13 protein-coding genes and 3 pseudogenes are annotated in these 17512 nt (G+C 68.4%); 9 read left to right on the top strand and 7 right to left on the bottom strand.

Going from position 1 to position 17512, the window contains the following annotated elements; genetic code table 11:
- Both ASF57_RS26235 and ASF57_RS14345 read left to right on the top strand, forming a co-directional pair.
- Positions 1-240, top strand: a pseudogene (locus tag ASF57_RS26235) (porin family protein); the annotation flags it as partial.
- A gap of 353 nt (positions 241-593) precedes the next feature.
- Positions 594-1334: a DUF2076 domain-containing protein gene (locus ASF57_RS14345; RefSeq protein ID WP_056484414.1), complete on the top strand. Its 741-nt coding sequence runs from the start codon at positions 594-596 to the stop codon at positions 1332-1334.
- Between the two features lie 59 nt (positions 1335-1393).
- Here the strand turns inward: ASF57_RS14345 and ASF57_RS14340 are convergent, their stop codons facing one another.
- Positions 1394-2242 (bottom strand): L,D-transpeptidase, encoded by an 849-nt coding sequence (locus ASF57_RS14340; RefSeq protein ID WP_056179865.1) that lies wholly within the window; start codon positions 2240-2242, stop codon positions 1394-1396.
- Positions 2243-2488: 246 nt separating this feature from the next.
- Between ASF57_RS14340 and ASF57_RS14335 the strand changes: the two genes are divergently transcribed.
- From ASF57_RS14335 to moaD, 4 genes are all read left to right on the top strand, one after another.
- On the top strand, positions 2489-3223 hold the full coding sequence (locus ASF57_RS14335; protein WP_056484411.1) for a chemotaxis protein: 735 nt from the start codon (positions 2489-2491) through the stop codon (positions 3221-3223).
- A 67-nt stretch (positions 3224-3290) separates the two neighbouring features.
- A complete protein-coding gene (gene uvrC / locus ASF57_RS14330) occupies positions 3291-5432 on the top strand; it encodes an excinuclease ABC subunit UvrC (protein ID WP_056484410.1) in 2142 nt (713 codons plus the stop codon).
- An 86-nt stretch (positions 5433-5518) separates the two neighbouring features.
- The gene (pgsA, locus tag ASF57_RS14325) at positions 5519-6118 is read left to right on the top strand and encodes a CDP-diacylglycerol--glycerol-3-phosphate 3-phosphatidyltransferase (RefSeq protein WP_056179856.1); all 600 of its coding nucleotides are present in this window, start codon (positions 5519-5521) and stop codon (positions 6116-6118) included.
- A 14-nt stretch (positions 6119-6132) separates the two neighbouring features.
- Positions 6133-6384: a molybdopterin converting factor subunit 1 gene (gene moaD / locus ASF57_RS14320; protein WP_056484406.1), complete on the top strand. Its 252-nt coding sequence runs from the start codon at positions 6133-6135 to the stop codon at positions 6382-6384.
- 11 nt (positions 6385-6395) lie between these two features.
- Here moaD and ASF57_RS14315 read toward each other — a convergent pair whose 3' ends face one another.
- The gene (locus ASF57_RS14315; protein ID WP_082503950.1) at positions 6396-7355 is read right to left on the bottom strand and encodes a zinc ABC transporter substrate-binding protein; all 960 of its coding nucleotides are present in this window, start codon (positions 7353-7355) and stop codon (positions 6396-6398) included.
- A gap of 207 nt (positions 7356-7562) precedes the next feature.
- On the opposite strand from ASF57_RS14315, the gene ASF57_RS14310 reads away from it, so the two are divergent.
- The 3 genes from ASF57_RS14310 (at position 7563) to ASF57_RS14300 (ending at position 10799) form a co-directional block, all read left to right on the top strand.
- Positions 7563-9350 carry an ABC transporter ATP-binding protein gene (locus tag ASF57_RS14310; protein WP_056484404.1) on the top strand — a complete coding sequence of 596 codons (1788 nt, stop codon included), beginning with the start codon at positions 7563-7565 and terminating at the stop codon, positions 9348-9350.
- A 69-nt stretch (positions 9351-9419) separates the two neighbouring features.
- Positions 9420-10460, top strand: coding sequence for an aldose epimerase family protein (locus ASF57_RS14305; RefSeq protein WP_056484401.1), 1041 nt, complete (start codon positions 9420-9422; stop codon positions 10458-10460).
- Positions 10461-10463: 3 nt separating this feature from the next.
- Positions 10464-10799 (top strand): YnfA family protein, encoded by a 336-nt coding sequence (locus ASF57_RS14300; protein WP_056179843.1) that lies wholly within the window; start codon positions 10464-10466, stop codon positions 10797-10799.
- Between the two features lie 234 nt (positions 10800-11033).
- On the opposite strand, the pseudogene ASF57_RS14295 reads toward ASF57_RS14300, so the two are convergent.
- From ASF57_RS14295 to tesB, 5 genes and pseudogenes are all read right to left on the bottom strand, one after another.
- A pseudogene (locus tag ASF57_RS14295) lies at positions 11034-11502 on the bottom strand (DNA translocase FtsK); the annotation flags it as partial.
- A gap of 62 nt (positions 11503-11564) precedes the next feature.
- Positions 11565-11945 (bottom strand): annotated as a pseudogene (locus ASF57_RS14290) (FtsK/SpoIIIE domain-containing protein); the annotation flags it as partial.
- A 2352-nt stretch (positions 11946-14297) separates the two neighbouring features.
- Positions 14298-15803 (bottom strand): ammonium transporter, encoded by a 1506-nt coding sequence (locus ASF57_RS14280; RefSeq protein ID WP_056179840.1) that lies wholly within the window; start codon positions 15801-15803, stop codon positions 14298-14300.
- A gap of 103 nt (positions 15804-15906) precedes the next feature.
- Positions 15907-16245 (bottom strand): P-II family nitrogen regulator, encoded by a 339-nt coding sequence (locus ASF57_RS14275; RefSeq protein ID WP_056179837.1) that lies wholly within the window; start codon positions 16243-16245, stop codon positions 15907-15909.
- A gap of 357 nt (positions 16246-16602) precedes the next feature.
- The gene (gene tesB / locus ASF57_RS14270) at positions 16603-17481 is read right to left on the bottom strand and encodes an acyl-CoA thioesterase II (RefSeq protein WP_056484391.1); all 879 of its coding nucleotides are present in this window, start codon (positions 17479-17481) and stop codon (positions 16603-16605) included.
- Positions 17482-17512 lie beyond the last annotated feature (31 nt).

Here is a 17512-nt window from a genome sequence, read left to right as displayed (position 1 = left end):
GGTGGCATCGAGTACGCGCTCCCCACCGACTCGTTCCTGAACTTCTTCCGTTCCTCGGCCGTCACGCTCAAGGTCGAAGGCCTGTACGTGAACCTCGAGAACAACAACCGCAACGCCGGCGTCTACGCCTACGACACCAACAACGTCCTATACCGCCAGCCCGGCTTCTCCAACCGCAACAGCGGCACCGAGTTCGCCGTCGTCCGCGCCGGCCTGAACTACAAGTTCGGCTCGTACTAGGACCCGATCCGGCGGCATCTCGCGCGACCCGAACGGGTCGCNCCTCTACCGCCAGCCCGGCTTCTCCAACCGCAACAGCGGCACCGAGTTCGCCGTCGTCCGCGCCGGCCTGAACTACAAGTTCGGCTCGTACTAGGACCCGATCCGGGCGCCCCGCACGGGGCGCCCTCTTCGTCGAAAGCCCGGCCGCGAGGCCGGGCTTTCTGCGTTCGGGCACACACATTTCACGGGCGCGATGCATCCGGGACGGCAAAGTTTGCGTTGAGCCCCTGACAAAGGTCGACGGCACCACCATCTCTGACCCGCCCCGCGCGGGTGGTTCACCCGCCGGCTTGCCCCAGGAGGACAACTCCATGAACAGCGAAGAACGCGACGTCATCGGCGGCATTTTCCAGCGCCTGGAGCAGGCTTCGAGCCAGCCCCGCGACGCGGAAGCCGAGCGCTTCATTGCCGAGAAGATCCGGGCTCAGCCCTACGCGCCCTACGCGATGGCGCAGCTCATCTATGTCCAGGAAGAGGCGATCAAGAGCCTGAACGAGCAGCTCGAGCAGCTGCGCCGTGCAGGTCAGCAGCAGCCCCAGGGTGGCGGCGGCTTCCTGTCCAGCATCTTCGGCGGTTCGTCCGCCCGCCAGCCCGAGCCCCCGCGTCAGGGCGGCGCCTGGGGGAACCAGGGCGGGCAGCCCGGATACGGGCAACAGCCGGGTTACGGCCAGCAGCCCGGCTACGGTGGCCCCCAGGGCGGACCGCAGCAGGGTGGACCTTGGGGCGGCCAGCAGGCGGCTCCGGCGCGTGGCGGCGGATTCATGGCCACGGCTCTACCGATGGCGGCGGGTGCGGCTGGCGGCATGTTGCTCGGCAGCGCGCTCTCCAACGCGTTCGCGGGCGGGCATTCCCAGCTCGGCAGCTCGGCGGCGGCAGGCCTCGGAGCCCCGAACGTCACCGAGAATAACTTCTTCGGCGGCAGCGGCGGCAACGACGATCTCGGGTCGGCCCTCGGGGGCGGCAACGACCTCCAGGATGCCTCGTTCGCAGACGATTCCGGCGGCGATTTCGGGGGTGACCTCGGCGGCGGTGGCGACGACGACTGGGTCTGATCGGATCCGGATGGGAGGCGGCCGCTTTAAGGGCAGCCTCCCGTCAGTTTCTCAGGGTGTCACAAAACCTCGACGCGCGTTCCCACCGGTATGCGCTCGTATAGGTCGATGACATCCTCGTTCATCATGCGGATGCAGCCAGAGGACACGTTCTGTCCGATGGTGTGCGGCTCATTGGTCCCGTGGATGCGGTAGAGCGACGAGCCGAGATAGAGCGCGCGGGCGCCGAGCGGATTGCCCGGCCCCCCTGCCATGTGACGCGGAAGATCGGGACGGCGGCGGATCATCTCGGCCGGCGGCGTCCAGTCCGGCCATTCCCGCTTCTGGCTGATGGTCTTCAGTCCGGCCCAGGCGAAGCCCGGCCGTCCGACGCCGATTCCATATCGGATAGCCTGTCCACCAGGCTGGACGAGGTAGAGGAACTTGCTCGGAGTATCGACCACGATGGTGCCGGCACGCTGCGGTCCGTCGAAGGCGACGACCTGGCGGGCATAGCGGGCATCCGGCGCGCGGGCGATACGCTCGACCGCCGGTTCCCGATCCGGCGCCATTGGCAGAGCGGCGAGGCGCACCGGAACGCGTTGCGGCGAGATCTGGGTCTGTCGCTCCGGTTCCGGCTCGACCGGGACACGATCTCCCGAATGCAGCTGGCGGGGTACGCCGTAGGCGAGCGGCTGCGGCTGCGGCTGGTGATAACCCCATTGCCCGTCGGGTAAGGGACGGCCGGAGACCGGCCGCTCCATCCGGGCTTCGGACGCCCCTGTGCCGGCACGGTCGTTCATCAGGAGCTCGAGGAAACCGCCGCCATAGGCGCCCGCCCGCGATGTGCCTTGCGCCTGCGCCCCACTCCCCTGCCCCGCCCATCCCACCGTCAGGCAGGCGATGGCCACGCACCAATCGAACCGCATGCTCGTCAACGCTCCAAGCCCGGTCGGACCCGATCCCGGGCTCGACATGCGGTCAGGATCGGGGGCCGAGGCGGAGACCCGGTGAAGGAGTATGGTGAATCGTTCCGCCCGGGGTGGCTGCGAACAGGCGAATGGATTCAGCGTGAACGCACCGTAAAGGTTGCCGAGCGGTTGCGACGTTCAAGAAATCGAAATCAGTTGGCCCCAAGGTGACCCGGCTTCTCTCTTGTTGGCTGATCGCGACCGATGACTCTCAAACGTTACCGCATCGAAGACAGTCTCGGCCTCGCGAGCGCCCCCGTGGCGGCGGCATCCGCCGTCTCGTCGGAGACGGCCAATCTGAACAACAAGCGCTTGGACGAAATCCTGTCCGCGATTCAGGATCTGCGGAAGGTGACGCAGACCAGCACGGTGGAGACGATCGAAGCGTGTCGGAAGGAGCTGAACGAAGCGTTCGCGATGCGCTCGGAGCTCGACATCATGAAGGATGCGATCACCCGCACCAAGCAGGAGATCGCAACCCTCTATCGCTCCGAGAACACCGGCAAGGGCATGCGCCGCGTCGCCGGCGAACTCGATGCCGTGGTGGATTCCACGGAGCGCGCCACCAGCACGATCCTGGGTGCGATCGAGGAGATCGAGACCAACGCCAGCATGCTGCGCGCCATGACCACCACCATGGCCGGGCGCGAGAACATCGACGCCATCCTGGATCGGGTCGTCGTCGCCTTCGAGGCCTGCAACTTCCAGGACCTGACCGGCCAGCGAATCAACAAGATCGTGGGTGTGCTGAAGTTCATCGAGGAGCACCTGGACCGCATGATCGAGGCATGGGGCGGCCTCGACAGCTTCAGCGATCTGCTGGGCGTCGCGCCCGCAACGGTGGATATCGACGACGAGAGCTCGCTGCTCAACGGGCCGAAGCTCGCCGACGACATCGGCCACGTCGACCAGGGCGACATCGACGCGCTGTTCGATTGAGGGCCGAGGGCGGCCTTTGCCCGGTCCGCCCCTTTCCTCGCCTCGGCGCGAGGCTTAAGTCAGGCTCATGAGCCGCGCGCCCGCGAAAGACCACGCCTCGAGAGAGCGTTCCGCCAAGGATCTGCCCCCGGACGGCTTCGACGACCAGGACGGGTTCCGGGAGGACGGATTCCAGGCGGGTGGATTCCAGGAGGGTGGATTCCGGGAGGACGCCTCCGAGGAGGAGGCCGAGGACCACGCCCAGGCCGACGATGCGCCCGAGATCGACTTCGATTTCGAGGAGGGCGCGGTCAAGGCCGGCACCGAGGTGATCCGGCGCTTCTGGACGACCCTGCCGACCTCGCCGGGCGTCTATCGGATGTTCGACGAGAAGGGCGACGTGCTCTACGTCGGCAAGGCGAAGAACCTCAAGGCGCGGGTCGGGTCCTACGCGCGCGGACAGGCGCATTCGAACCGTATCGCCCGCATGATCTCGCAGACGGCGGCGATGGAGTTCGTCACCACCGCCACCGAGACCGAGGCGCTGCTCCTCGAAGCCAACCTGATCAAGCAGCTGAAGCCGCGCTTCAACGTGCTGATGCGGGACGACAAGTCGTTTCCCTACATCCTAGTCACGGCCGATTCGGAAGCGCCGCAGATCATCAAGCATCGCGGCGCCCGGCGCCGGAAGGGCAGCTATTACGGGCCCTTCGCCAGCGTCTGGGCGGTGAACCGCACGGTGAACGCCCTGCAGCGCGCCTTCCTGCTGCGCACCTGCACCGACAGCTACTACGAGAACCGCACCCGTCCCTGCCTGCTCTACCAGATCAAGCGCTGCTCGGGCCCGTGCACCGGCGAGATCGATTTGGACGATTACCGGGGCCTCGCGGACAGCGCGAAAAGCTTCCTGGCGGGCAAATCGAACGCCGTGAAGGACCGCATGCGCGAGGAGATGCAGGACGCCTCCGAAAAGATGGAGTTCGAGCGCGCGGCCCGGTTCCGGGATCGCATCGCGGCCCTGTCGGCAATCCAGGGGACGCAAGGAGTCAACACGCAAGGGGTGGAGGAGGCCGACGTCTTCGCCATCGACGAGCAGGCGGGTCAGTTCTGCATCGAGGTGTTCTTCTTCCGCAACTTCCAGAACTGGGGCAACCGCGCCTACTTTCCCAAGGCTGACCGGACCATGACGCCGGACGAGGTGCTGGCCTCGTTCATCGGCCAGTTCTACGACGACAAACCGGCGCCGCGCAGCGTCCTGGTCTCGCACGCCATCGAGGATGCTGAGCTGCTGGCGGCGGCTCTGTCGAGCCGCACCGACTACCGGGTCGAGATCCACCAGCCCCAGCGCGGCGAGCGCAAGAACCTCGTCGAGTACGCGCAGCGCAACGCCAAGGAAGCGCTCGGCCGGCGCCTCGCCGACACCGCCTCGCAAGGCAAGCTGCTCGCCGCCCTCGGGCAGTCGTTCGGGCTCGCGGGCGCGCCCCGGCGAATCGAGGTCTACGACAACTCGCACATCATGGGCACGAACGCCGTCGGCGGCATGATCGTGGCCGGGCCGACGGGCTTCGCCAAGCAGCATTACCGCACCTTCAACATCAAGTCGGAAGAGCTGACGCCGGGCGACGATTACGGAATGATGCGCGAGGTGCTCCAGCGCCGTTTCAAGCGCCTGGTGAAGGAGAACCCGCGCACGGCCAGGGAGGCTGCCATCGCGGCGAGCGAAGGGGGCGCGCAGGAGCCGGTACCGGAGGCGGCGCCCGAGAGCGACACCCTGCCGGTCTGGCCCGACCTCGTGCTCATCGACGGCGGCAAGGGGCAGCTCGATGCCGCCCGCACCGCCCTCGAGGAGATCGGCATCAGCGACGTGGCCCTGGTCGGCATCGCCAAGGGACGCGACCGCGATGCGGGGCGCGAGACCTTCTTCGTGCCGGGGCGGCCGCCCTTCAAGCTGCCGCCGCGCGACCCGACCCTGTACTTCGTACAGCGCCTGCGCGACGAGGCCCACCGCTTCGCCATCGGCAGTCACCGGGCCAAGCGCAAGCGCGAGATGGTGCGCAACCCCCTTGACGAGATCGCCGGCATCGGTCCGAGCCGCAAGCGCGCACTCCTGCACCACTTCGGGACCGTGAAGGCGATCCAGCGCGCGGCCTTCGAGGATCTGGCGAAGACGCCCGGTGTCAACGCCGCCACGGCGCGCGCGGTGTACGACTTCTTCCACACGCAGGGCTGAGCGCGGAGCCGCGCCCGCGCATGCGTGAAAATGTTCGTTCGCAGGAGCGGTTGACCCCCAACCCCGCACATGGTTTCACGCCTGCGATGAATTCCGTCCTCCCCCGCCGCCGCTCGCCAGCCTGGACGCTCGCGAACTGCCTGACCTACGGTCGGCTCGTCGCGGTGCCCGTGCTGGTGGCTCTGCTGTACTGGCCGCAGGAACCGAGCGCCCGATTCGGCGCCCTGGCGATCTACATCCTCGCCGCCATCACGGATTACCTCGACGGCTACGTGGCGCGGACCTACGACCAGAGCTCGGCCCTGGGCCGGATGCTGGACCCGATCGCCGACAAGCTGCTGGTGGCGGCCTGCCTGCTGATGCTGGCGGCCGACAACACCATCGTGGGCTGGACCCTCTGGGCCGCCATCGTGATCCTGTGTCGGGAGATCCTGGTCTCCGGCCTGCGCGAATATCTCGCCGAGCTGAAGGTCGGCGTGCCGGTGAGCAAGGTCGCCAAGTGGAAGACCACCGTCCAGCTGATCGCCATCGGCTTCCTGGTGGCTGGCCCCGCCGGGGAGTCGATCCTGCCGGGGACACTGCAGGCCGGCACGATCCTGCTGTGGCTCGCCGCCGCGCTGACGCTGTATACCGGCTGGGACTACATGAGGGCCGGGATCAAGCACGTCATCGACGATCCGCGCTGAGGGACACCACCGCGATGAAGCTCGTGTATTTCGCCTGGGTGCGCGAGCGCGTCGGCAAGGCCGAGGAGATTCTGGATCTCCCGGCCGACCTCGTGACGGTGTCCGATCTCGTGACCTGGCTGCGCGGACGAGGCGAGGAATACGCCTACGCCTTCGAGACGACGGGCATCGTCCGGGCGGCCATCGACCGGGTCCATGCCAAGCCAGACGCGCCGATCGCCGGCGCCTCCGAGATCGCGTTCTTTCCGCCGATGACGGGAGGCTGAGGCCGGACGCCTCAGCGTTTGCCCAGCGCCGCCGTGAAAGCCGAGACGTTGTTGCGCATCATCGCCACGTAGGTCGGCGCCGGGCCGTCCGGGCCCGACAGAGCGTCGGAGAACACCTTTCCGCCGATCACGGCGCCGCTCTCGCGGGCGATCTGCTGCATCAGGCGCGGATCGCTGATGTTCTCCAGGAACACCGCCGGGATCTTCTCCTGCCGGATCTGGCGGATGATGCGGGCGACGTCGCGCGGGCTCGCCTCGCTGTCGGTGGAGATGCCCTGCGGGGCGATGAAGGTCAGCCCGTAAGCGGCGGTGAAGTAGCCGAAGGCGTCGTGCGTGGTGATGATCCGGCGCTGCGCCTTCGGGATCGCGGCGATCGCAGCCCGCACATCGGACTCGAGGACATCCAGGGTGCCGAGATAGGCCTTCGCGTTGGCCGCGTAGGTCGCCGCGTGGGCCGGATCGATCCGCTCGAGGGCGTCGCGGATATTGCCCACGTAGATCCGGGCGTTGGCGATGCTCTGCCAGGCATGGGGATCGTCGTGATGGCCGTGCCCGTGATGGGCGTGATCGTCGTCCTCGGCCTCGATCGGCTTGACCCCGGCGGAGGCGACGACGACCGGGGCCTTTGTGCCGGAGGCCTTGATCAGGCGGTCGAGCCAGCCTTCGAACCCGAGCCCGTTGACCACGACGAGGTTGGCGTCGGCCAGGGTCTTGGCGTCGCTCGGCGCCGGGGCGTAGCCGTGGGCATCGGCGTTCGGCTGGACCAGCGACGTCACGGCCACCTGGTCACCCCCGACCTGGCTAACGAAATCGGCCAGGATCGAGAAAGTCGCCACGACCCTGATCTTGGCCGCCGGTGCCGAGGGAGTGGCCGGTACGGACTTGGCATCCTCCGCCCAACCCGGTCCCACCAGACCGAGCAGGAGCACGAAGGCGGCGGAGAGGCGCCAGAATGGAAGCCGGAGCGGCATCGGGAACGGTCCTTTCGATCAGCCCACCCGCTCTACTGTAACATTATCACATTGCCAAGCTGACCCCCGGTCCACCGGGGGGGACGCGTGCCGCGCATCCGCCCGGGGTGGCTTTCCCTTGATCTCGCCGGCAGGCGGACGCAAACACCCGGGCAGTCACGGCCCAAGCGCCGTCGGGCGGGCACGGACACGGAAAGAGCGGATCAGATGGCGCGACGAGCGCTTCCCAAGGGCGACATCCTTCCCCTCCTCGGCCGGGTCTGGCGGGAATGGCTGCGGCCGCACCGGGCCACCCTCGCAGTGGTCCTGGTGCTCATCGCCATCGTGGGTGCGGCGACCGGCCTGTATCCGACCCTGATCAAGCTCGCCTTCGACGCCTTCGACCGGAAGGACATGGCGGCCCTCGCCTACGGTCCCGTCGTGGTGATCGCGATCACGTCGATCCGCGGCTTCGCGCTGTTCGGCCAGAACGTCCTGACCAACCGGGTGGTCACCCGCGTCGAGGCCGACATGCAGGCGGCCCTCTATGGGCACCTCATCGACTCGGACCTCGCCCAACTGGGGCGGGAAAGCCCGGCGGCCTTCACCCAGCGCTTCACCACGGATTTCGCCTTCATCAAGGAAGGCCTGACCCGGATCTCCACCGTCCTCCTGCGCGACATCGCCATGCTGATCGCCCTGGTGGCGGCGCTGGTGTGGATGGACCCGATCCTCACCCTGGTGGCCGGCGTGGTGGTGCCGTTCGTGGCCGGCCCGATCGGACGCGTCGGCAAGAAGCTGCGTCGGGTCTCCACAGCGACGCAGGAGCGGATGGGCCTCACCGCCAGCCTGATCACCGAGAGCCTGCAGGGCGCGCGCATCGCCAAGACCTACGCGCTGGAGGGCTACCTGAAGGGCCGGGCGCAGGGCGCCTTCGATGAGGTGCGCCGCCTCAAGATGAAGGCCGCCAACGCCCGCGGCCGCCTCGACCCGCTGCTCGAGATCGGCGGCGGCTTCGCGGTCGCCGCCGTCCTGGCCCTGGTCGGCCAGCGCGTGACCTCGGGCGACCGCACGGTCGGCGACTTCACCGGCTACGTCACCGCCCTCCTGCTCGCCTCGCAACCGATCCGCACCCTCGGGACCCTGAACGCGATTCTGCAGGAGGCAGGCGCGGCGCTGCAGCGCTACTTCGCCCTGATGGACGAGGCGCCGCGCATCCGGGACGTTCCGGGCGCCCCGCCCTTGCGGATCGCGGGCGGCGAGATCCGCTTCACCGGCGTGCAGTTCCGCTACCGCCCCGACGCACCGGCCCTGGAGGGGATCGACTTCACGGTTCCGGCCGGTGCGACGGTGGCACTGGTCGGCCGCTCCGGCTCGGGCAAGTCGTCCCTCCTGAATCTCGTGCCGCGCCTCTACGACGTGACCGAAGGGACGGTCCGCATCGACGGCCAGGATATCCGCACCGTCAGCCTCGCCTCGCTACGGGCGACCGTGGCGGTGGTCTCGCAGGACGTGGTGCTGTTCGACGACACCATCGCGGCCAATATCGGGTTCGGCCGGCCGGGTGCCACGCGGGCGGAGATCGAGGCCGCGGCCGAGGCGGCGGCGGCGCACGGCTTCATCAGCCGCCTTCCGGAGGGCTACGACTTCCAGGTCGGCTCCTCCGGTGGGCGCCTGTCGGGCGGCGAGCGCCAGCGGATCTCGCTGGCGCGCGCATTCCTCAAGGACGCGCCGATCCTGCTCCTCGACGAGGCCACCAGCGCCCTCGATTCCGAATCCGAGCGCCTGGTGCAGGCGGCCCTCCAGCGCCTCATGCGAGGCCGCACCACCCTGGTCATCGCCCACAGGCTCTCGACCGTCCGCGACGCCGACAGCATCGTCGTCATGGACAGTGGCCGCATCGTCGAGACCGGCCGGCATGAGGCGCTGATCGCGGAGGGACAAATCTATGCCCGGCTGCATCGGATGCAACTCGCCGGTGATGCCGAAGCCGAACCCGCAGGGCTGCCGGCCTAACGACCGGACGGCTTGACGGGACCGATCCGCCATCGACGCGTTGAGCCGGGGAACACCAGGACGGACACCATGCAGGCGGAGCCTTTCGGGACGACAGGCGCGGGCGATCCCGTCACGCGCCACACCCTGGAGCGGGGCGATCTGCGGGTGCAGATCCTCGATTACGGCGGCATCGTCAGCCGGATCGATGTGCCGGACCGGACCGGACGCCGGGCCAACGTCGTCCTGGGGGCCGCCGATCTTGCCGGCTACGCGGCCAGCGACGCCCATTTCGGCGCGGTCATCGGGCGCTACGCCAACCGGATCGCCGGCGGGCGCTTCCACCTCGACGGCCGGAGCTACGACCTGCCCCGGAACGAGGGCCGCAACACCATGCATGGCGGGCCGGAAGGCTTCGACCGCCGGGTCTGGCGCGTCACGGCCGCCGAGGCCGCGAGCCTGACCCTGACCTACCGCTCCCTGGACGGGGAGCAGGGTTTTCCCGGCAACCTCGACGTCACCGTCACCTATCGGTTGGCGGACGGTCACAGCCTCGCCATCGACTACGCCGCCGTCACCGACCGGCCGACCATCCTCAACCTGACCAATCACAGCTACTTCAACCTTGCCGGCGAGGGCGCCGGCAGCGCCCTCGGGCACATCGTCACCATCGCGGCGGACGGGGTGCTGGTCACCGATGCCGAGCAGATCCCGACCGGCGCGATCGCCTCCGTCGCCGGCACGCCCTTCGACTTTCGCACACCGGTCGCCCTTGGCGCGCGCATCCGCGAAGCGCACCCGCAGCTGGCGCTCGCCCACGGCTACGACCACACCTACGTGCTCGGGGGCGACGGAGCCCTGCGGGAGGTGGCACAGGCCGTCGACCCGGTGAGCGGGCGCTGCCTCACCGTAGCGACGACCCAGCCGGGCCTCCAACTCTACACCGCCAACATGCTGGACGGGACGGTGACCGGATCGGGCGGAGGGCTCTACCGGGCCGGCGACGCGGTCTGCTTCGAGGCGCAGGGCTTCCCGGACGCGCCGAACCAACCGACCTTCCCAAGCCCCGTCCTGCGGCCGGACGCGCCGTTTCGGGCGACGACGGTCTACCGCTTCACGTCGCTCGCGTAGTCCATGGACAAGCCTCTCGCGACCCTCGCGATCTACGCCGCGGCCGCCCTGGCGGAGATCGCCGGCTGCTTCGCCTTCTGGGCTTGGGCGCGGCTCGGGCGCTCGGCCCTGTGGCTCGGCCCCGGCATCGCGGCGCTGGTGCTGTTCGCCGCCCTTCTGACCCGCGTCGAGAGCGAAGCGGCGGGACGGGCTTACGCGGCCTATGGCGGGATCTACATCGCCGCCTCGCTGCTCTGGCTCTGGATCGTCGAGAGCCAGAGGCCGGATCGCTGGGACATGGCCGGCGCTACCCTGTGTCTCGTCGGCGCCGCCGTCATCCTGTTCGCGCCGCGCGGATAGAGGCGGGTTCCCGCCGAACCGCGCGCCGTAGCGATCGCGGGAAGCGGGGTCTCGTGTCGGGAAGAATGGAGCCTGGGTCGGGTACGGGATCGACCCTCCCCCCTCTGCGGAGCAGGCGGGAGAGGGTGACGCGCAGGCTGCCTCCAAGATGAGAAATACGATCGCCCTCGAAAGCGCAGACCGTTCGCGTCTCGCGACGGCTCAGGCTCCTGGCGCACCCGATCGCGCCTGCGTTCAGCTTTGGTGCGGATCCGGCTCGACCAGGATCTCGCGCTTGCCGGCGTGGTTGGCCGGGCCGACGATGCCCTCGATCTCCATCTTCTCCATCAGCGAGGCGGCACGGTTGTAGCCGATCTGCAGACGGCGCTGGATGTAGCTGGTCGAGGCCTTCTTGTCCCTGAGCACCACTTGGACGGCCTGGGTATAGAGATCGCCGCCGGCCTCGCCGAAGCTGCCCTGATCGAACACCGCGCCGTCCAGCTCGATCTCGTCGGAGCCGCCCTTGGCGGGCTTCTCGTCGCCGCTGCCGTCGTCGGCGGTGACCGCCTCGAGGTAGGACGGCCGGCCCTGGCGCTTGAGGTGGGCGACCACGCTCTCGACTTCSGAATCCGAGCAGAACGGACCGTGCACGCGCGTCGTGCGCCCGCCGCCGGCCATGAACAGCATGTCGCCCTGGCCCAGCAGCTGCTCGGCGCCCATCTCGNAAGCTCAAGGACCTCGGCCTCGAGGACGGCGACAAGGCCGACGAGGCCGCGGCCTGAGGTCGCTCTCGACTTCCGAATCCGAGCAGAACGGACCGTGCACGCGCGTCGTGCGCCCGCCGCCGGCCATGAACAGCATGTCGCCCTGGCCCAGCAGCTGCTCGGCGCCCATCTCGCCCAGGATCGTCCGGCTGTCGATCTTGCTCGTCACCTGGAAGCTGATCCGGGTCGGGAAGTTGGCCTTGATCGTGCCCGTGATGACGTCGACCGAGGGGCGCTGCGTCGCCATGATCAGGTGGATGCCGGCCGCGCGCGCCATCTGGGCCAGACGCTGGATCGCRCCCTCGATGTCCTTGCCCGCCACCATCATCAGGTCGGCCATCTCGTCGACCACGATGACGATGTAGGGCAGCGCCGACAGGTCCATCTCCTCCGTCTCGTAGACGAATTGCGTCATTCACGTAACCGACTGGGTGCGGTCCAATGCCTTCTATCGTGACGNCCCTCGATGTCCTTGCCCGCCACCATCATCAGGTCGGCCATCTCGTCGACCACGATGACGATGTAGGGCAGCGCCGACAGGTCCATCTCCTCCGTCTCGTAGACGGCCTCGCCGGTTTCGCGGTCGAAGCCGGTCTGCACCGTCCGGGTCAGGATCTCGCCGCGCCCACGCGCCTCGGCCAGTCGGGCGTTGAATCCGTCGATGTTGCGGACACCGACCTTGGACATCTTCTTGTAGCGCTCCTCCATCTCGCGCACGGCCCACTTGAGGGCGATGACCGCCTTCTTCGGGTCGGTGACCACGGGCGAGAGCAGGTGCGGGATGCCGTCATAGACCGACAATTCGAGCATCTTCGGATCGACCATGATCAGGCGGCACTCCTCCGGCTTCATCCGGTAGAGCAGCGACAGGATCATGGTGTTGATGGCGACCGACTTGCCCGAGCCCGTGGTGCCCGCCACCAGCAGGTGAGGCATCTTGGCGAGATCGGCGATGATCGGCTCGCCGCCGATGTTCTTGCCCAGGCACAGGGCGAGGCTCTGCTTGGTCTCGGCGAAATCGGCAGAGGCCAGCAATTCGCGCAGGTACACCGTCTCGCGCCGGGCATTCGGCAGCTCGATGCCGATGGCGTTGCGACCGGGGACCACGGCGACGCGGGCTGAGACCGCCGACATCGACCGGGCGATGTCGTCGGCCACGCGGCTCGACTTGGTGCCGGGGGCCGGCTCCAGCTCGTAGAGGGTGACGACAGGACCGGGACGCACCGCGAGAATGTCGCCGCGCACGCCGAAATCGCTGAGGGTCGCTTCCAGCAGGGTGGCGTTCTGCTCCAGGGCCTCGGACGAAATCTGGCTCGAGGCCGGCAGGCGCGGCGCCTCACCGAGCAGTTCCAGGGCCGGATGGCGATAGTTCTCGGATGGCTGCTGGGGCGGAGTACGGCGCGCGGCGGCGGGCACCGGCGGGGGAGCGGCGGGCGCGACACGCGAGCGCGCCGGGGCCGGCTCCTCGACAGGGGCCGGACCATCGGCGTCCTCCGCGTCGTCGAAATCCTCGTCGTGATGGACCGGGGCCGGCCGCCGCTGCGAGACCGCCGCCGGCGGGGCGGATGAGACGGTCGGCGATGGGCCGGGCGAGGCCGGATCGAAGGGCTCAAACACGGGTTCCCGCCGTCCGTCGGACGGTCCGAGGCGGGCCTCCGGGGCATGCGTGGCCCAGGGCGCATCCTCCGGTGCCGCGAAGGCGCGCTGCGCCGCGAGGGCCGGCGAGGCCCCCGCATAGGCGAGCGATGTGGCGGCGGCGGCGCGGTCGGCACGCCACTCCCCGATCCGAGCCGCCAGGGCCGCGCGACCGCCCATCAGGGCCTGCGCCATCGCCCCGAGGGAGACGATGCCGAGACTCGGCTCGTCATCCTCGTAGCGCCCGTCCTGGGTGTTATCGACGCGACCGCGCTGGGGCTGGCGCACAGAGGCCGGAGGCGCATCGTAGGCATCCGCATCTTCCTCCTCGACCTCGCCGACGCGGCAGGCACCCGTGAGGCACAGAATCGCCACGCCGGCGAACAGGAAGCCCGCGAAGGCCAGGAGCGGTGAGGCCAGGATGCCCAGCATCGTGCGGGCGGCATGCATCAGCGCGTCGCCGGCAACTCCGCCGAGGCCGGTGGGCAGAGGCCAGCGCGCCGTCGACGGCAAGGCGCTGGCCACCGCGCTCGCGGCGAAGAAGCCAATGATCCAGAGCGTCAGGCGCAGACCGCCGCGCGGCAGCGTCCGCGTGCGCATCAGTTGGATGCCCCACAGGGCCGGCGGCAAGACGAAGGCCAGGGAGCCGAGCCCGAGAAGCTGCATCGCCAGATCGGACACCACGGCACCGCCGGTTCCGAGCACGTTGTGGGCGGGATGATCCGTGGCGTGGTTGAGACTCGGATCGTCGATCGACCACGTCGCCAGGGCAACCGTCAGCGCGGTGGCACCGGCAAACAGCACGAAACCGCCCAACTCCGTCATCCGCTTGGCCAGGAACGGGCGAAAGCTGTCGACGAAAGTATCGTAGGGCGATGCGGAACGGCGAAGCGAGCGCATGCGGTACCAGACACGATGGGGAACTGTCCGGTCACGCTACCGTCTTCGGAGTTAACGGTTGGCTAAGGTTGAGATTTCCCTTCGCCCGGCTCGGACAGCAATTCTGTGTCGGATCGGCCCCGTGGCCTGCCCGTCCGTCCTGCCGCGCCGGCCAAGACAAAAAAGGCCCCGGTCGCGAGGACCGGGGCCTTCCGAACCGTGGGCTGAAGCGCCCGCGATCCTAGTAGTTGTAGGCGCGCTCGCCGTGATCGGCGATGTCGAGGCCTTCACGCTCCTCGTCCTGCGTGACGCGCAGGCCGATGGTGAGATCGACGAGCTTGTACAGGATGGCGGAGCCGATACCGGACCACAGGATGGTGAAGCCGACGGCCTTGACCTGGCTCATCACGGCGGCGCCGGTCTCGTAGGCGCCGACGGCGAGTTCACCGGGCTTGGAGGTGTAGTCCGGCAGACCGACGCCGCCGAACTCGGTGTTCACCAGGATACCGGTCGCGATGGCGCCGAGGATGCCACCGATGCAGTGGACGCCAAAGACGTCGAGCGAGTCGTCGTAGCCGAGCGCGTTCTTCACCGTGGAGCACATGATGAAGCAGACCGCGCCGGCGACGAGGCCGAGGACGATCGAGCCCATCGGGCCGGCGAAACCGGCGGCCGGCGTGACGGCGACGAGACCCGCGATGGCGCCCGAGAGCATGCCGAGGAGCGACGGCTTGCCCTTCAGCATCCACTCGACGAACAGCCAGGACAGGGCGGCGGCGGCCGTGGCCACGAAGGTGTTCAGCATCGCCATGGCGGCGGTGCCGTTGGACTCGAGGTTGGAGCCGGCATTGAAGCCGAACCAGCCGACCCAGAGCAGCGAGGCGCCGATCGAGGTCATGGTCAGGGAGTGCGGGGCGAGCAGGTCACGGCCGTAGCCAATGCGCTTGCCGAGCATGAGGCAGCCGACGAAGCCAGCGATACCGGCGTTGATGTGCACCACGGTGCCGCCGGCGAAGTCGAGGGCGCCCCACTTGAACAGCAGGCCGGCATCGGCGTTCACGGCGTCGAGGGCGGCCTGAGCCGTGGCCTTCGAGGCGTCATCGGTGGCGGCGGCCAGTGCCTTGGCGGCGTTGCCGACCGCATCCGGGCCGCCCCAGTACCAGACCATATGGGCCATCGGGAAGTAGATCAGCGTGGTCCAGAGGATCATGAACACGACCAGCGCGGAGAACTTCATCCGCTCGGCGAAGGCGCCGACGATGAGGGCCGGGGTGATCATCGCGAACGTCATCTGGAAGCAGATGTAGACGTATTCGGGGATCACGACGCCGTTCGAGAAGGTGGCGACGGTGGAGTTCGCGTCGATGCCCTTCAGGAAGGCCTTGGACAGACCGCCGACGAAATCGTTCAGGCCGCCGCCGTTGGTGAAGGCGAGGCTGTAGCCGAAGATCACGAAGAGGAGGCTGGAGATGCAGGCGATGGCGAAGACCTGCGTCAGCACCGAGAGCATGTTCTTGGTGCGCACGAGACCGCCGTAGAACAGGGCCAGACCGGGCACGACCATCAGCAGCACCAGGGCGCTGGAGATGAGCATCCAGGCCGTGTCGCCCTTGTTCGGGACGGGCGCAGCGGTGGCGGCAGCGGTCATCGCCTCCGTCGTCGGGGTCTGCGCGAGGGATGGCTCGATGAACAGGAGGGCCAGCGCGGCGCCTCCCAGCCCGAGCGCCAGGGCATTGCGAAGCTTCATGGAAACGAGACTCCCGATCGCGGTGCGATGCTGATGTGAAGGGTTGTGTCAGGGGCTGGCGGACGGAACCGTCCGGGTATGGCGTCGCCTCGGCGAGCGTCGCTCAGAGAGCGTCGACGTCGGTCTCGCCGGTGCGGATGCGGACCGCCTTCTCCAAGGGGACGACGAAGATCTTGCCGTCGCCGATCTGGCCCGTGCGGGCGGCCGCCGCGATCGCATCGATGACGCTGCCGGTCAGGTCGGAGGCGACCGCGACCTCGATCTTCAGCTTGGGCAGGAAGCTCACCGCATACTCGGCCCCGCGATAGATCTCGGTGTGGCCTTTCTGACGGCCGTAGCCCTTCACCTCGGTCACGGTCAGGCCGTGAACGCCGATGCCGGTCAGAGCGTCGCGCACCTCCTCCAGCTTGAACGGCTTGATGATGGCCATCACGATTTTCATGGGCGACGCCCCTTTGGCTACGAGTGGATTTCGCGGATGGGAACTTGCGCGAGTGCGACCTTGCGCGAGTGCAAACCTGCATGACTGGAGGCCACGAGCCGGCGCACGCACGCGTCGCGACACGATCGACCCCGCCGGTACGCAGGGGCCGTTCCCGACCCATGCGCTCGCCCACCCATATTCAAGGACTATGCCAGAGGAACTTTTTCGCTGAGCCTCGATCTGCCCAAGAAGTGTCCGCCGGCTGATTTAGGACGCGGCGTTTTTACGGCCAAGTTTGCCCGCAAATTAGGCATAGCGTTCACAGAATGGGCATAGCCAGCAGAACAGAGGCAAAGAACCAGGTCTAAAGGTGCCTCAACCCTCGGCGCGGCGCGGCCGGATCATACCTTCCTGGGCCACCGAGGCGATCAGCGTGCCGTCTCGGGTGAAGATCTGACCGCGGGCGAAACCACGGGCCCCCTCGGCGCTGGGGCTGTCCTGGGCGTAGAGAAGCCAGTCGTCAGCCCGGAACGGCCGATGAAACCACAGGGCGTGGTCGAGGCTTGCCGACTGAATCTCAGGATCGAACACCGTCTGCCCGTGCGGGATCAGGGTTGCGTCGAGAAGCGTCATGTCTGACGCATAGGCGAGGACGGTGCGATGGATCGCCGGATCATCGGGCAGGCGGTCGACCGCGCGCATCCAGACATGGAAGCGCGGCTCGCGGGGTGACCGGCGCAGGTAGCGCTCGATCTCGACGGGTCGCAATTCGATCGGCCGCCGGCGTCCGAAATACGAGAGGATGGGGGCCGGGATGGTCAGGCCCTCGCGCGTGGCCTCGGCCGTGACGGCCGGCGCCTCGGGGACATCCTCCGGGGGCGGAACATCGGGCATGGTGGCCTGGTGGGCGGCACCCTCCTCGGCGTCGTGATAGGACACCGACATGGCGAAGATCGCGCACCCGTGCTGGTGCGCCACGACCCGCCGCGTGGCGAAGCTGCGGCCGTCACGGATGCGCTCGACCGCGTAGTCGATGGGCGCCTTCGGGTCACCGCCCAGGAGGAAATAGGCGTGCAGCGAGTGCGGCGGCCGGGTCTCCGGCACCGTGCGCGAGGCCGCGACGAGGGCCTGGGCCACGACCTGCCCACCGAAGACCCGGAACCAGCCGGTCTGCAGGCTCTCGCCCCGATAGAGATCGGGCTCCAGGCGCTTCAGGTCGAGGATGTCGAGGAGTTCGGTGACGATGCCTGCCATGCCGCTTCCCTGGTCGCCCGCGTGATCCTGT

The sequence above is a fragment of the Methylobacterium sp. Leaf117 genome (assembly GCF_001422985.1).
Taxonomy (GTDB): Bacteria; Pseudomonadota; Alphaproteobacteria; order Rhizobiales; family Beijerinckiaceae; genus Methylobacterium.
Note: the sequence above shows the minus strand (reverse complement) of the source record. Positions and strands in the feature narration are given on the sequence as shown.

What these genes read in the sequence shown, in the direction of transcription:
- ASF57_RS14345 (WP_056484414.1), top strand. Translation starts at nt 594, where the DNA reads ATGAACAGCGAAGAACGCGACGTCATCGGCGGCATTTTCCAGCGCCTG.
- ASF57_RS14340 (WP_056179865.1), bottom strand. Translation starts at nt 2,242, where the DNA reads ATGCGGTTCGATTGGTGCGTGGCCATCGCCTGCCTGACGGTGGGATGG.
- ASF57_RS14335 (WP_056484411.1), top strand. Translation starts at nt 2,489, where the DNA reads ATGACTCTCAAACGTTACCGCATCGAAGACAGTCTCGGCCTCGCGAGC.
- uvrC (WP_056484410.1), top strand. Translation starts at nt 3,291, where the DNA reads ATGAGCCGCGCGCCCGCGAAAGACCACGCCTCGAGAGAGCGTTCCGCC.
- pgsA (WP_056179856.1), top strand. Translation starts at nt 5,519, where the DNA reads ATGAATTCCGTCCTCCCCCGCCGCCGCTCGCCAGCCTGGACGCTCGCG.
- moaD (WP_056484406.1), top strand. Translation starts at nt 6,133, where the DNA reads ATGAAGCTCGTGTATTTCGCCTGGGTGCGCGAGCGCGTCGGCAAGGCC.
- ASF57_RS14315 (WP_082503950.1), bottom strand. Translation starts at nt 7,355, where the DNA reads ATGCCGCTCCGGCTTCCATTCTGGCGCCTCTCCGCCGCCTTCGTGCTC.
- ASF57_RS14310 (WP_056484404.1), top strand. Translation starts at nt 7,563, where the DNA reads ATGGCGCGACGAGCGCTTCCCAAGGGCGACATCCTTCCCCTCCTCGGC.
- ASF57_RS14305 (WP_056484401.1), top strand. Translation starts at nt 9,420, where the DNA reads ATGCAGGCGGAGCCTTTCGGGACGACAGGCGCGGGCGATCCCGTCACG.
- ASF57_RS14300 (WP_056179843.1), top strand. Translation starts at nt 10,464, where the DNA reads ATGGACAAGCCTCTCGCGACCCTCGCGATCTACGCCGCGGCCGCCCTG.
- ASF57_RS14280 (WP_056179840.1), bottom strand. Translation starts at nt 15,803, where the DNA reads ATGAAGCTTCGCAATGCCCTGGCGCTCGGGCTGGGAGGCGCCGCGCTG.
- ASF57_RS14275 (WP_056179837.1), bottom strand. Translation starts at nt 16,245, where the DNA reads ATGAAAATCGTGATGGCCATCATCAAGCCGTTCAAGCTGGAGGAGGTG.
- tesB (WP_056484391.1), bottom strand. Translation starts at nt 17,481, where the DNA reads ATGGCAGGCATCGTCACCGAACTCCTCGACATCCTCGACCTGAAGCGC.